This window comes from Paraburkholderia sp. CNPSo 3281 (assembly GCF_024206515.1).
Classification (GTDB): Bacteria; Pseudomonadota; Gammaproteobacteria; order Burkholderiales; family Burkholderiaceae; genus Paraburkholderia; species Paraburkholderia nodosa.
The window spans coordinates 148,132-161,916 of the sequence record NZ_JAMBPS010000006.1 but is presented as its reverse complement, the minus strand read 5'-3'; the positions used below and the strand labels follow the sequence as shown (position 1 = coordinate 161,916).

Here is a 13,785-nt window from a genome sequence, read left to right as displayed (position 1 = left end):
CGCGTGATACAAGAACGGCACGCCCACCCAATGAGAACCTGCCTATGAGCACGGCATCCGCCGGACAAGCGTTGCGCCAGATCGCCGACCTGCCCTGCCCACGCGGCCTGCCGCTCGTCGGCAATCTGCTGCAGCTTTCGCCGCCGCGTCTGCATTTGATCCTCGAGCAATGGGCCGCCGAACTCGGCGCGCCCTACCGCTTCCAGGTGGGCGGCATCCCCATCACGATCTGGACCGATACCGAGCTAATCCAGCAGATCATGCGCGAGCGCCCGCATCGCTTCCGCCGCTATCAGCCGATCGAAGCGGTGTTCGAGGAGATGGGCTTCAACGGCCTTTTCTCGGCAGAAGGCGTTGCGTGGGAACCGCAGCGCAAGCTCGTGATGCAGGCGCTCTCGATACCCAACATCAAGGCGTTCTACCCCACGCTGGCCGATATCACGCAGCGCCTTCACACCCGCTGGCAACGTGCGGCCGAGCGCGGCGAAACCGTCGAGATGACCGACGACCTCAAGCGCTACACGGTGGACGTGACGAGCGCGCTCGCGTTCGGCGAAGATCCGCGCACGCTGGAGCGCGATCACGGCGTGATTCAGGAACACCTGGAGCGCATCCTGCCGGGCGTGATGAGGCGCACCAATGCACTCTTTCCGTACTGGCGATATGTCAAGCTGCCGGCGGACCGCAAGCTCGAGCGCTCGCTCGAGGAAGTGCACCGCTATGTGAACGCGATGATGGCGCGCGCTCGCGAGCGCATGCGCGACGACCCAGCGGATGCGCCGCGCAATCTGCTCGAAGCGATGCTCGCGCAGCAGCAGGCGCCAGGCGGGACGTCCATCAGCGACGCGCAGATCCGTGCAAACGTGCTCACGCTCCTGATCGCGGGCGAAGACACGACCGCCGATTCCATCGCGTGGACGCTGCCCTATCTCGCCGCGGATACGGCCTTGCAGCAGCATCTCGGCGACGAAGCCTCTCGCGTGCTCGGCAGTTCGACGGTCTGCCCCGACTACGCGACGTTGAAAGACCTCGATATTTTCGAGGCGATCTGTATCGAGGCCACGCGTCTGCGCCCGGTGGCGTCGGTACATTCGTTCGAGCCGCTGGAAGACGTGGTGGTGGACAACGTGGCGTTGCCGAAGGGCACGCGCATGTTCTTCGTCGCGCGCCCTGCCATGCTCGACGCCAGGCATTTTGCCGATCCGCAGCGCTACGATCCGTGGCGCTGGATGAAACGCGGCGAACGCGAAGCCGATGATGGAAAAGCCCATGACGTGCGCGCTTATCTGCAGTTCGGCGCAGGACCGCGTGTATGTCCCGGCCGCCATCTCGCGACGGTGGAAATGCGTCTCGCGCTCTCGATGCTGATGCAGTCGTTTACGATCGAACTGGCGATCGATCCCGCGAAGATTCAGGAAGTACAGGCGTTTACGATGGTGCCGGATACGATGCCGATAAAGCTCAAGCCGCGCAAAGGCACCGCGTTCGCCTAAGCGTCAACGGCCGTCCTCGGGTGTGCCGACCGCGGAAGCATCGTCGGGCGCGCCGTCGCTGCGCGCCTGCGCGTCGCGCATCTTGGCAAGCGCCTTGGGCCCGAGCCCGAGCGACACGCCCAGCGCGAGCGCATCGAGCACCGCGAGATGCGCGATGCGCACCACGGCGGGCGCGTGCGCATCGCTCGCGGCGGGCACGCGCAGCAACAGTGGAATATCCACCACCCACGCGAGACGCGAACCCGCACTCGTGAGCGCGATGGTCGTCGCGCCGCGCTCCTTGGCGATCTGAATGCTCTCGTTCACTTCCACGCTGCGCCCCGACTGCGAGATCGCGAACGCCACGTCGCCCGGTTCGAGCAGCGCCGCGTAGAGGCGCTGCAAATGCGCATCCGTAAACGCGCTCGCGGCGATGTCGAGTCGCAGCAGGCGCAGCGCCGCGTCTTGCGCAACGAGCCCCGACCCTGCGCCCACGCCGAAGAAGTACACGCGCCGCGCGCTGGAGAGCGCCGCGACGGCAGCCTCGAACACGGCCGTATCGAGCGAAGCGCGTGCATGGGTCACACCTTGCACGACCGACTCCGTCACCTTGTCGAGCAGGGTGCCGACCTCGCCGGCCCACCCGGCGCCGCTCGCCTCGCCGCCCGTCATCTCCGTGGCAAGCGCGAAAGGCACGTTGCCCGCCGCGCTCTGCGCGAGCCGCATCTTGAAGTCGCGCAGGCCGTGCGCGCCCACCGCGCGGCAAAAGCGCGTGACGGAGGGCTCAGACACGTCCGCACGCAACGCGAGTTCAGTGATGCTCGCGCGCATGGCGAAGTCGATGTCGGCAAGCACCATCTCCGCGACCTTGCGCTCGGCGGGACGCAGCGACTCCGCGACATTGCGGATGTGATGGATCAGGTTGGAGACCGGCAAGCTGTTTTTCCCGTGGAAGATACTAGGGTCTGCTCACATGAGGGCCCGCTATCCAGTTTCGATGCGTGCTTCCGCTTCAATCGAGCCGCTTGCCGCTTTCAGTATCGAACAGATGCAGGTGCGCCAAAGGCAAACCTAGCGTCATGCGCTGGCCCGGAGAAACGTCCGGGCGCGCGCGCGTGGTGACGCACCATGTCGTTTCGCCTATTTTCCCGTACAAGTGGGTCTCCGCGCCAGTCGGCTCGATCACGTCGACGTTGAACGGCACGTCGCCGCCTGCCTCGATGTGCTCGGGCCGCACGCCGAGCGTCACGCGCGCGCCCGCCTGGGCCTTGCCTTCCGGGAGCGCGATACGCACGCCGTCTTCGAGCACGAGCGCCGTGCCGCGCGCGTCGCTCATCACCGTGCCAACGGCGAAGTTCATCGAAGGCGAGCCGAGGAAGCTCGCCACGAACAGGTTGCCCGGTTTGTCGTAAAGGTCGAGCGGGCGGCCGATCTGTTCGATGCGCCCCGCGTTCATCACGACGATGCGGTCCGCCATCGTCATCGCCTCGATCTGGTCGTGCGTGACGTACACCACCGTGTTGCGCAGGCGCTGGTGCAGCGCCTTGATTTCGGTGCGCATCTGCACGCGCAGCTTGGCGTCGAGGTTCGAAAGCGGCTCGTCGAAGAGGAACAGCGCGGGCTCGCGCACCACGGCGCGGCCCATGGCGACGCGCTGGCGCTGGCCGCCCGAGAGCGCGCGCGGCAGGCGCTCCAGGTAGCCCGACAGGTTGAGCATTTTCGCGGCAGCTTCGATGCGCGGCTTGAAACCATTCTCGCGCTCCTTGCGAATGCGCGGACCGAACGCGATGTTGTCGTACACCGAGAGATGCGGGTAGAGCGCGTAGCTCTGGAACACCATCGAGATATTGCGCTGCTGCGGCGGCAGCGCGTTCGCCCGCGTGCCGCCGATGGTCAGGTCGCCGCCGGAGATGTCTTCGAGGCCGGCGATCATGCGCATCACCGTGGTCTTGCCGCAACCCGAGGGGCCGACGAGCACGACGAATTCGCCGTCTTCGATATCGAGGTCGACGCCGTGCACGACCTGGGTGTCGCCATAGCGCTTGTAGATTCCGTTCAGTTGTACCGCTGCCATGCTGTCCTCGTTTGCGTGAAGTCTTTTCAGGTCGAAATGTCGGGTGCGCGGCCGGGTGCGCGCCTCAGAACGGATCGAGCGTCAGCTCGTTCGCCATCATCCGGTTGCCCGCCATGAGGCCCGCGTCCACGGGTAGCGCCACGCCCGTGATCACGCGCGCCTGCGGCGAGGCGAGAAACTGCACGGCGTCGGCGATGTCCTCCGGCGTGGCCACGTCGCCGAGCGGATACCATTTGCTTAGTTCTTCGAAGATCTTCGGATGCTGCTCGACACGCGCGCGCCACGCGGGCGTCTTCACCGTGCCCGGGCAAACGATGTTCGCGCGTATGCCGTGCGGCCCAAGTTCCATGGCGAGTGCCTTCGTGTAGCTCACGAGGCCCGCCTTCGCCGCGCTGTATGCAGGGTGGCCGAGCGCCGAAAGGCCGTTCACCGAGCCGATCAGCACGAGCGCGCCGCGCCGGCGCTCGATCATCGAGGCGCGCACGGCTTCGACCGTGTAGTAGGTCCCGTTCAGGTTCAGGTCGATGTCGCGCCGCCAGCTCGCGGCGTCGGTATGCGCGAGCGTCGTACCGAGCGCGCCGCCCGCGTTCGCCACGGCCACGTCTACGGGGCCGCGCGCCGCCACGCCGCGCGCCACGGCTGCGATCACGGCGGCCTGATCGCTCACGTCGGCGGCGAGCGGTTCGAGGCGCGCCGCGCCCGCTTCGCCCAACTCCGCCGCGAGTTGTTGCACGCCCGCCGCATCGCGATCGAGCGCGAGCACCGTGTCGCCCGCTTCCAGAAACCGTTTGCACAGCGCGCGACCTATGCCACCGCTCGCGCCCGTCACCAGCACCACCCGGCCCATATCGACTCTCCGTGCGGCCCGCCAGTCCTCCCGGAGAGCCTGAAAATTTCCTACATACGAATGGCACGCGGTTGCCCGTATGCGGGTTTATACCGAGCGAGCCGCGCTGCTGCAGCGCATGAATTTCCCCTGTTTTACAGCATGTTATGCAAAATTCGGCGCTCGAAACAATATCGCGTTTACCAGGTGACAACACTTTTTTCATCCTGTAGGATTTTTTCAAACAACGCAACCCAGCAGCCGGGTCAAGGCGGCGGCATAAGCAGGAACAACCACCAGCAACAACAACCCGCATGGGATGGGACTAAGCGCTAAAGCGCCAATTCCCATCGACACAGGAGAAAGAGAATGTCGTTTCAGGCACGTGCAACCACCATGCTCGGCAAGCTCGCCGTCGCGCTAGCGTTTGCCGGCATCACCGCCGCGGCGCACGCCGATACGGTCCGCGTGACCGTCGCCCACTACAGCGACGCCACCGCTCCGTACTTCGAGAAAATGGCCAAGCAGTTCGAGGCCGCCAACCCCGGCATCACGATCAAGATCGAAGACGTGAACTGGGACTCGCTGCAACAGAAGCTGCAAACGGACATCTCCGGCGGCGCGAACGCCGACCTCGCGATCATCGGCACGCGCTGGCTCCTCGACTTCGTGAAGGACGACATTGCCGAGCCGCTCGACCCGTACATGGACGCGAACTTCAAGGGCCGCTTCATCGGTCCGTTCCTGGCTCCGGGTCAAATCAACGGCAAGACCTACGGCCTGCCGATCGCCGCTTCGGCCCGCGCGCTGTACTACAACAAGGACATGCTCGCTTCGGTCGGCTATCCGAACGGCCCGAAGACCTGGAACGACGTGATCGACGCCTCGAAGAAGCTGAAGGCGAAGGGCATTGCGGGCTTCGGTCTGCAAGGCAAGGAAATCGAAACCGACGTGTACTTCTACTACGCGCTGTGGACCCACGGCGGCGAGGTGGTGGGCAAGGACGGCAAGGCGGCATTCAACTCGCCGGCTGGCGTGAAGGCCGCGACGCTTTACAAGACCATGATCGACGAAGGTCTCACGCAGCCGGGCGTGACGGGCTACAGCCGTGAAGACGTGCAGAACCTCTTCAAGCAGGGCCGCGTGGCGATGATGATCTCGGCGCCGTTCCTCGCCAAGCAGCTGAAGAAGGAAGCACCGAACATCAAGTACGGCATCGACCCGATCCCGGTTGCGACGACGCCCGCCACCTACGCGGTGACCGACTCGATCATGATGTTCAAGAACTCCAAGGTGAAGAAGAGCGCCTGGAAGTTCCTGGACTACCTGTTCACGAAGGAACCGCGCGTGCAGTTCACGAGCACGGAAGGCTTCCTCCCGACCACGAAGGCTGAAGCGACCGACCCGGTGTTCCAGGACCCGGACACGCAAGCGTTCATCGCGCTCCTGCCGCATGCGAAGTTCGCGCCGACCGTGACGGGCTGGGAAGACACCGCCAAGGCCGTGACCAACGCCATGCAATCGGTCTACCTCGGCAAGGCCAAGCCCGCCGATGCGCTGAACCAGGCGGCCACCGAAGCGAACAAGTCGCTCGGCAAGTAAGTTCGGCAAACAAGCCTTGATGGCAACACCGGCGCGCGCCCGAAGTTTCCGGCGCGCGCCGGAGCGCCTGAGAACCGACGTTTCGAAGCACTGACGATTCGACATGACTACGGGTCCCCTGAAGCCCTCGCCCGCCACAGCACCGGCCGGCGATGCCCCCGACCGATCACGCGCACGAACCCGCATGAGCCGACAACCCCGCGCCGTTTCCGCGCCCCGCGCGCCCTGGCTCCTGATCGTGCCGAGTCTCGTGCTCGCGCTCTTCATCATCAGCTATCCGATCTTCAACATCGTGTATCAGTCGCTGCACGATGTCTCGCGCTTCGGACAGATTCGCGACTTCAGCGGCCTGCAGAACTTCTACAACGTGTTCGGCGACCCGGTGTTCATGAGCGCCCTGAGGAACACGCTGATCTGGACATTCTTCGTCGTGGTGGGCACTGTTGGGATTTCCGTGCCAGTCGCGCTCGTGCTCAATCAGGACTTTTATGGCCGCGGCATTGCGCGCACGATCGTCATGCTGCCGTGGTCCGTCTCGCTCACGATGACGGCCGTGGTCTGGCGCTGGGCGTTCAACGACGACTACGGCATGGTCAACGTCACGCTGCAGCGCCTCGGCCTCACTTCCGGGCCGATCCACTGGCTCGCGACGCCCGAGTATGCGTTCCCGGTGGAAATCTGCGTGGGCATACTCGTGTCGATACCCTTCACGACCACGATCCTGCTGGGCGGCCTCTCCTCGGTGCCGGGCGATATCTACGAAGCCGCGCGCATCGACGGCGCGAGCGCCTGGCAACAGTTCCGCCAGCTCACGCTGCCGCTGCTCAAGCCGTTCATCAACATGGCAATCCTGCTGAACGTGATCTACGTGTTCAACTCGTTCCCGATCATCTGGGTGATGACGCAAGGCGGCCCCGACGACAGCACGCATATTCTCGTCACGTACCTTTACGAACTCGGCTTCCGGTTAGGGCGACCAGGCGAAGCCGCCGCCGTCTCGCTCATCATGCTCGTCATTCTGTTCGCATTCTCGGTGGTCTACCTGCGCCTGCAGGCAAAACGCGGCAGCGCCGAAGGAGACCTGGCATGAACCGCAAGCTCAAACGCTCGATCTGGTGCTGGCTCGCGCTCTCGCCGCTCGTCGTGGCCGTGCTGTTCCCGTTCGCGGTGATGTTCTTCACCTCGTTCAAGCCGGCTTCGGAAGTGTTCGTCTATCCGGCGCGTTGGCTGCCGATGCAGTGGCGCTGGCAGAACTATGTCGACATGTGGCAGGCCGCCAACTTCGGCGTCGCGCTGCGCAACAGCATTGTGGTGAGCTGTCTTTCCACGGCGCTTGCGCTGGCCGTAAGCCTGCCAGCCGCCTACGCGCTCGCGCGCTTTCCGTTCCGCGGGCGCGGGCTTTACCGCCAGTTCCTGCTCGTCACGCAGATGCTCTCGCCCATCCTGCTCGTGGTCGGCCTGTTCCGGCTCGCCGCGATGATTCCGTACGGCGATGGCAATCTCATCGATTCGAAGATCGGCGTGATCGTCTCGTATGCGGCGTTCAATATCGCGTTTGCCGTATGGATGCTCTCGTCGTATTTCCAGACCGTGCCGCGCGACCTCGAAGAATCGGCGTGGCTCGAAGGCTGCAGCCGCACGGGCGCCGTGTTCCGCGTGTTCCTGCCGCTTGCGGTGCCGGCCGTGGTGGTCACAGCGATCTTCACGTTCATCAGCGCATGGAATGAGTTCGCCGTGGTCTACACGCTGATCCGCTCGCCCGAGAACAAGACGCTTACGGTGCAGGTCACCGACATGGTGGCCGGCAAGTACACCGTGGAGTGGCAGCTCGTGATGGCGGCGACGCTCGCGGCCACGTTGCCGGTTTCCGTGGTGTTCGCCTGGCTGCAGCGCTACATGGTGAAGGGACTCGCGCTAGGCGCAGTGAAGTAACGGGAAGTCGCGCGCGGGCGCAGCATCAACGTCCTGACGTGCGCGCGCTGCGCCTACTTGCTTAGTTCATGGCCGATCACGCCGCCGGCCACGGCGCCGCCCACGGTGCCGACCGCGCTGCCGTTGGTGGCCCGGTTGCCGACATAGCCGCCCGCGGCGGCGCCGCCCAGCGTGCAAGCTCCCGTGCCCGCAACCGTGAGCACGACGGTGATGACGAGTGAGGCGCGCGCGGCGCTTGAGCGTCGTAGCCAGTTCATCGTCGATTCTCCTGATCGATGGTAGTGGCTTTCATGCCAGCAAGCATCGTGCCTCGACCGGCTTTCAGCCGTGGTGCAGATGCAGCAGAATCAGCGTGAGCGTAACCAGCGAACCGAGTGTGGAATGCAAAATGGTGCGCGAAGTCACGTGCGCTTCGCGCCGGTAGTACTCGGCGAGCATGAACGGGCCGGTGCCCGTGGGGAGCGCCGCGAGCAACACCGCGATTTCCACGAACTGGTCGGGCAGCCCGAATACGCGATCGGCCAGCCACCACGTAAGCAGCGGCTGCGCAACGAGCTTGCAGAACGTGAGCCACCACGACGACTCACGCGGCGCCTCGCCGCTCGCGCGGCGTTCGGCGAGAAAGAGCCCGAGGCTGACGAGCGCGCACGGGCTCGCCGCACCGCCCAGCAGCTTGAGGAGCGTTTCCGCGCTAGCGGGCAGCGTGACGTGCGCGGCCGAAACGATCGCCCCCAGCGCCGGCGCAACCAGCAGCGGATTGCGCAGGAGCGAGCGCACGACCTTGATGGCAAGCCGGTGCGGACGCCGCTCGCTTTGCAGCCCCGTTTCGATCAGCACGATCGCGATGGCGAACAGCACGCAGACCACGAGGATCGTCGCGATGGTCGTGGGCGTGAGGCTCGACGGCCCGAATGCGATCATGCACAGCGGGAAGCCCACGTAGCCGGTATTCGGATACGCGGCGGCAAGCCCGTCGATGCTCGCATCCGCGAGCGGGCGGCCGAGGAACACGCGCGCGCCCACCACGGCGAGGAACACGGCGAGCCCGGCAAGACCGAACGCGGCGACGAACGCCGGCTGATAAAGCTCGTGCCACGTTGCGTGCGCAAGGATATCCAAGAGCAGCGCGGGAAGCGCGAGCCACACGACGAAGCGGTTCAGCTCAGAAGCCGCGGCGGGGCCGAGGACATTCGTGCGACGGCAGGCGAAGCCCGCGAAAATGAGGCCGAAAACCGGCAGGAGAATGGAGACGGCAGAAAACATCGTGATTCGTGAATGCAAAGCGCGCGGACATGCCGCGCGCCACAGTGAAACGGAGGACGAACAGTTTCGCTAATCCATCGCCGCGTGACTCGTATCGACGGTGGCGGCGCTCGGGCCGGTGCGGATCAGAAAGAGCAGCGGAATCACGAGCAGCGTCGCCACGAACATCATCTTGAAGTCGTTCAGATACGCGATCATCTGAGCCTGCTGCGTGATCGACTGGTTGAGCACGGCGAGATCGTACCGCGAACCGCTTTCGAGCATCTGCTGAACCGCCGGATTGAACGGCGTGATGTTCGCGGCGAGGTCCGAATGTGCGATCTGCGTGCCGCGCGTGACGAATGTCTGCACGATCGAAATGCCGATACTGCTGCCGATGTTGCGCATGAGGCTATAGGTGGCCGTGCCATCCGCGCGCAGTTGCGGTGTCAGCGTCGAGAAAGTCAGCGCGGAAAGCGGCACGAACACGAAGCCGAGGCCAAAGCCCTGGACCACGCCCGGCCACACGATATCCGAGGGCGAGAGCACCAGCGTGTACTGCATCATCTGCCAAAGCGCGTACGCGGAGACCATGAAGCCGAACAACAGCATGACGCGCGCGTCCACGCGTTTCAGTACGCGCCCCGCTATCAGCATGGCGACCATGGTGCCCGCGCCGCTCGGCGCGGTCACGAGCCCCGTAGTGGCGACCGGATAGCCCATGAGGTTCTGCAGCATGGGCGGCAGCAGCGCGCGCGTGGCGTAGAGCACCGCGCCGATCACGAAGATGAAGAGTGTGCCCGTCGCGAAGTTGCGGTCCTTGAGCAGTTGGTAGCGAAAGAACGTGCCGGGCCCCGAGGTGGCCGTATGCACGATGAAGAACGCAAAGGCAATGGCCGCAACCAGCGCCTCGATGCGGATCTCCAGCGAGCCGAACCAGTCGAGCTGCTCGCCGCGGTCGAGCAAGGCCTGCAGCGCGCCGATGGCAAGCGCGAGCGTGGCGAAGCCGAATACGTCGAAGCGCTGAGTGCGGCCCGGCACACGCGCGGGCATGAACGTCGAGACGCCAAAAAACGCGAACAGGCCCACCGGCACGTTGATGAAAAACACCCAGCGCCAGTTGTAGCTATCCGTAAGCCAGCCGCCGAGCGTTGGCCCTAGCACGGGGCCGACCATCACGCCCATGCCCCACACCGCCATGGCCTGACCCTGGCGCTCGCGCGGATTGATGTCAAGAAGAATGGACTGCGAGAGCGGCACGAGCGACGCGCCGAACACGCCCTGCAACAGCCGCGAAGCGACGATCTCGCCGAGCGTTTCGGAAAGCCCGCATAGCGCCGAGGCCACGGTGAAGCCCGCAATCGCGACTCCCAGCAACCGCTTCACGCCGTAGCGGTCGGCGAGCCAGCCGGTGAGCGGCGTCGCAATGGCGGCCGCGACGATATACGAGGTGAGCACCCAGGTGATCTCGTCCTGGGAGGCAGACAGCGTACCCTGCATGTGCGGCAGCGCGACATTGGCGATCGTGCTGTCCAGCGTCTGCATCAGCGTGGCGAGCATGATCGAGAGCGTGATCATGCCGCGATTGAGCGGGGCTTCCTTGCCCGACCCCGCCCGATGCTGCGCGGCGGCGCCGTCCTGCATGACTGCGGTCATCGTGCGGTTGTCTTGCGGCTATCTTGATTGGGGGCGGAGCGTGCCGAATTAATAAGCCTGCTTATTATACGACTCGCCCCCGCCGACGCAATCGGTATCGCCAGGCAGAGGACGCTCGCGAGAAGGCGCACGCCGCCCGCCCGTATAATCGGGCGATGACTACCGACCTCGAAAAGCGCTTTGGCTTCCTGGTCGTCGACGTGGGCCGGCTCTATGGCAAACGTTACGACGAGCTTGCGAAGTCGTCGCTCGAACTCACGCGCGCGCAGTGCCGCATGATCGCGTACCTCGCGCACTACGGCGACATGAACCAGGCGCGACTCGCCGAACTGCTGGAAGTGGCGCCCATTTCCGCGGGGCGACTGCTCGAGCGCATGGAAGAAGGCGGCTGGGTCGCGCGCACGCCCAACCCGGACGACCGTCGCGAATGGCTGGTGAGCCTCACGCCCAAGGCGGAAGGCGTGCTCACGGGCGCACGCCGCGTGGGCGACGAAGTCCAGGCGGAAGCCCTGGCGGGCTTCACGCCTGAAGAAGCCGAGCAGTTCAGCGCGATGCTTCAGCGGGTGCGCGCCAATCTCGGCGCGCTGGTGGAGCGGTAACTCGATGCGATAACGCGCGTTAGCGCAGGCGCACGAGCGTGGACTTGAGTTCCGTGTACTTTTCGAGCGCGTGCAACGACTTGTCGCGGCCGTTGCCGGATTCCTTGAAGCCGCCGAACGGGAAGTTCATGTCCCCCCCTTCGTCGTAGCAGTTCACCCACACCGTGCCCGCACGCAGCCTGCGCGAAATTTCATGCGCGTGCGTGAGGTTCGCGGTCCAGACCGCAGCCGCGAGCCCGTAGTCACTGTCGTTGGCAATGCGCACCGCTTCGTCGATCGTGCTGAACGTGATGACCGACAGCACCGGCCCGAAGATTTCCTCGCGCGCGATCTTCGTGTCGTGATGCGTATCGAACACCGTGGGTTCTACGTAGAAGCCGCCGCCTTGGGCATTCACACGTTCGCCGCCGGTCAGCAGCTTCGAGTCCTTGCGGCCGGCTTCGATATAGCTCAGCACCCGCTCCAGCTGAATCTTGTCGATGATCGCGCCCATCGACACCTCGGGATCGAGAGGATTCCCAGGCTTATAGGCCTTCGCCGCCTCGACGAGCTTCGCAAGGAATACGTCCTTGATCTCGTGATGGACCAGCAAGCGCGAGCCCGCCGTACACATTTCACCCATGTTGTAGAAGATGGCGCCCGCCGCCGCACTCGCCGCACGGTCGAGATCCGGGCAATCGTGCAGCACGATATTGGGCGACTTCCCGCCCAGCTCCAGCCAAACGCGCTTGAGGTTCGACTGGCCCGCATACTGCATGATCTGCTTGCCCACGTTCGTCGAGCCCGTGAACGCAATGCAGTCCACATCGCGGTGCAGGCCGAGCAGTTTGCCGGGCTCCCCGCCGCCCGGCAGCACGTTGAACACGCCCGCCGGAATGCCGGCCTCGTGCGCGAGTTGCGCCACGCGAATGGCCGTGAGCGGCGACTTCTCCGAAGGCTTGAGCACGACGCTGTTGCCCGCCGCGAGCGCGGGTCCGAACTTCCACGAGGCCATCAGGATCGGGAAATTCCACGGCACGACGGCGGCGACCACGCCAATGGGCTCGCGCGTGACGAGGCCCACGAGATGATGATCGGCGGGCACGACTTCGCCGCCCACCTTGTCAATGGCTTCGGCGAACCATTCCACGCAATAAGCCGCGCCCGGCACGTCCACGGTCGTCGTGTCGCCAATCGGCTTGCCTGCGTCTAGCGTTTCGAGCAGCGCGAGTTCGTCGAGATGCTCGCGCATGAGCGCGGCCCAGCGCAGCAGCACGGCCTTACGCGCACGCGGATTCAGGCCTGCCCATACCCCTGCGCCGAACGCGCGGCGAGCAGCGCCGACCGCGGCATCGACATCGGCTGCGCCGCAATCGGCGACACTCGCGAGCACGCGGCCGTCGATCGGGCTCACGCAATCGAACGTGCGGCCCGAATACGCGTCGCGATACGCGCCGTCGATGAATGCGCGGCCTTCGATCGAAAGCGTCGCGGCCTTGTCTTGCCAGTAAGCCAAAGTTTTCTTTTCCATCAGGATGCCTCAATGATTTGCGATCCACCTTGCACGCCGCAACGCGGCGTCAGGTGAAACGGGTTCGCGCGATCAGGGAGTCAGAAGGTGGGCGGCGAATTGGCCGACACCACTTCGCAGACTTCGTTCGCGCTCGGATTGCGAAACCGGTGCGGGAAGCGGCTTTCGAAGTAGTAGCTGTCTCCGGGGTCGAGCAGCCACGTCGTGCTCTCCACGGTCAGTTCGAGTTGCCCGGCGACCACCACGCCGCCTTCGTGCCCCGCATGCACCAGCATTTCAGGGCCGGTATCGGCAAGCGGCTGATAGACCTCGCGCATGATGCCCATGTTGCGGTCCTTCACATTCGCGCCGGCCAGATAGAACTCGATCGACTCGTTGCCGAGGTTCGGCATTTCGCCGCGCCGCGACACGACCTCCGTCCCTTCGGTCAGGTCAAATGTGAAGAATTCGGCGAGGCTCATCGGTATGCATTCGAGCAGCTTCTTGAGCGAGCCCACAGAGGGACTGACACGACTTTGCTCGATCAGCGAGATCGCGCCATTGGTCACGCCCGCGCGCTTGGCGAGTTCGCGCTGCGACAAGCCATAGCGTTTGCGAACATAGCGCAGGCGCGTGGCGACTTCGGACGACACAGAAGCGGACTCGGACACGATGAAGGACCGTTGGGGGTGAGACCGCGTGGACAGGGCGCGGTGGACGTGTTGATTATTCTAATCAGTTTGCTTTATTTTGCGTCAGTACAAACCCCTGTAAGTTATTCGAAATATAAGTGCAGGAGCCGATATTTCGCACAGCGTGCTAATTCAAAGGGCTGTCGGGGAAAGTGCTGACATCAAAAACTTGAAAAAATAATTGACGCCCTTTTTGGCTCG

Annotated in this window: 13 protein-coding genes; 5 read left to right on the top strand and 8 right to left on the bottom strand. The window is 64.5% G+C overall.

Annotated elements, in window-relative coordinates:
- The first annotated feature begins 44 nt into the window (after positions 1 to 44).
- Positions 45 to 1,493 carry a cytochrome P450 gene (locus M3I56_RS09630; protein ID WP_254353602.1) on the top strand — a complete coding sequence of 483 codons (1,449 nt, stop codon included), beginning with the start codon at positions 45 to 47 and terminating at the stop codon, positions 1,491 to 1,493.
- Between the two features lie 3 nt (positions 1,494 to 1,496).
- Here M3I56_RS09630 and M3I56_RS09625 read toward each other — a convergent pair whose 3' ends face one another.
- From M3I56_RS09625 to M3I56_RS09615, 3 genes are all read right to left on the bottom strand, one after another.
- Positions 1,497 to 2,408, bottom strand: coding sequence for a MurR/RpiR family transcriptional regulator (locus tag M3I56_RS09625; RefSeq protein WP_254353601.1), 912 nt, complete (start codon positions 2,406 to 2,408; stop codon positions 1,497 to 1,499).
- Between the two features lie 76 nt (positions 2,409 to 2,484).
- A complete protein-coding gene (locus tag M3I56_RS09620; protein WP_254353600.1) occupies positions 2,485 to 3,546 on the bottom strand; it encodes an ABC transporter ATP-binding protein in 1,062 nt (353 codons plus the stop codon).
- A 64-nt stretch (positions 3,547 to 3,610) separates the two neighbouring features.
- Positions 3,611 to 4,393 (bottom strand): SDR family oxidoreductase, encoded by a 783-nt coding sequence (locus M3I56_RS09615; RefSeq protein ID WP_254353599.1) that lies wholly within the window; start codon positions 4,391 to 4,393, stop codon positions 3,611 to 3,613.
- 348 nt (positions 4,394 to 4,741) lie between these two features.
- Here M3I56_RS09615 and M3I56_RS09610 point away from each other — a divergent pair, with 348 nt between their 5' ends.
- The 3 genes from M3I56_RS09610 (at position 4,742) to M3I56_RS09600 (ending at position 7,906) form a co-directional block, all read left to right on the top strand.
- Positions 4,742 to 5,974 carry an ABC transporter substrate-binding protein gene (locus M3I56_RS09610; RefSeq protein WP_028202744.1) on the top strand — a complete coding sequence of 411 codons (1,233 nt, stop codon included), beginning with the start codon at positions 4,742 to 4,744 and terminating at the stop codon, positions 5,972 to 5,974.
- A gap of 184 nt (positions 5,975 to 6,158) precedes the next feature.
- On the top strand, positions 6,159 to 7,064 hold the full coding sequence (locus tag M3I56_RS09605; RefSeq protein WP_254333111.1) for a carbohydrate ABC transporter permease: 906 nt from the start codon (positions 6,159 to 6,161) through the stop codon (positions 7,062 to 7,064).
- Positions 7,061 to 7,906, top strand: a complete 846-nt coding sequence (locus tag M3I56_RS09600) for a carbohydrate ABC transporter permease (RefSeq protein WP_254353598.1) — start codon at positions 7,061 to 7,063, stop codon at positions 7,904 to 7,906. Before M3I56_RS09605 ends, M3I56_RS09600 begins: the two co-directional genes overlap by 4 nt.
- A gap of 53 nt (positions 7,907 to 7,959) precedes the next feature.
- On the opposite strand, the gene M3I56_RS09595 is transcribed toward M3I56_RS09600, so the two are convergent.
- The 3 genes from M3I56_RS09595 to M3I56_RS09585 all read right to left on the bottom strand — a co-directional run bounded on the left by M3I56_RS09595 (position 7,960) and on the right by M3I56_RS09585 (position 10,726).
- Entirely contained in the window at positions 7,960 to 8,163 is a 204-nt protein-coding gene (locus M3I56_RS09595; protein ID WP_254353597.1) for a glycine zipper 2TM domain-containing protein, read from the bottom strand.
- Positions 8,164 to 8,227: 64 nt separating this feature from the next.
- The gene (locus M3I56_RS09590; protein ID WP_254353596.1) at positions 8,228 to 9,169 is read right to left on the bottom strand and encodes an AEC family transporter; all 942 of its coding nucleotides are present in this window, start codon (positions 9,167 to 9,169) and stop codon (positions 8,228 to 8,230) included.
- Between the two features lie 69 nt (positions 9,170 to 9,238).
- Positions 9,239 to 10,726 (bottom strand): DHA2 family efflux MFS transporter permease subunit, encoded by a 1,488-nt coding sequence (locus M3I56_RS09585; protein WP_254353700.1) that lies wholly within the window; start codon positions 10,724 to 10,726, stop codon positions 9,239 to 9,241.
- Between the two features lie 233 nt (positions 10,727 to 10,959).
- Between M3I56_RS09585 and M3I56_RS09580 the strand changes: the two genes are divergently transcribed.
- The gene (locus tag M3I56_RS09580; RefSeq protein ID WP_254333113.1) at positions 10,960 to 11,403 is read left to right on the top strand and encodes a MarR family winged helix-turn-helix transcriptional regulator; all 444 of its coding nucleotides are present in this window, start codon (positions 10,960 to 10,962) and stop codon (positions 11,401 to 11,403) included.
- Between the two features lie 19 nt (positions 11,404 to 11,422).
- Here M3I56_RS09580 and M3I56_RS09575 read toward each other — a convergent pair whose 3' ends face one another.
- The gene (locus M3I56_RS09575; protein WP_028202751.1) at positions 11,423 to 12,913 is read right to left on the bottom strand and encodes an aldehyde dehydrogenase; all 1,491 of its coding nucleotides are present in this window, start codon (positions 12,911 to 12,913) and stop codon (positions 11,423 to 11,425) included.
- 80 nt (positions 12,914 to 12,993) lie between these two features.
- Positions 12,994 to 13,545, bottom strand: coding sequence for a cupin domain-containing protein (locus M3I56_RS09570; RefSeq protein ID WP_028202752.1), 552 nt, complete (start codon positions 13,543 to 13,545; stop codon positions 12,994 to 12,996).
- Positions 13,546 to 13,785: the final 240 nt, after the last annotated feature.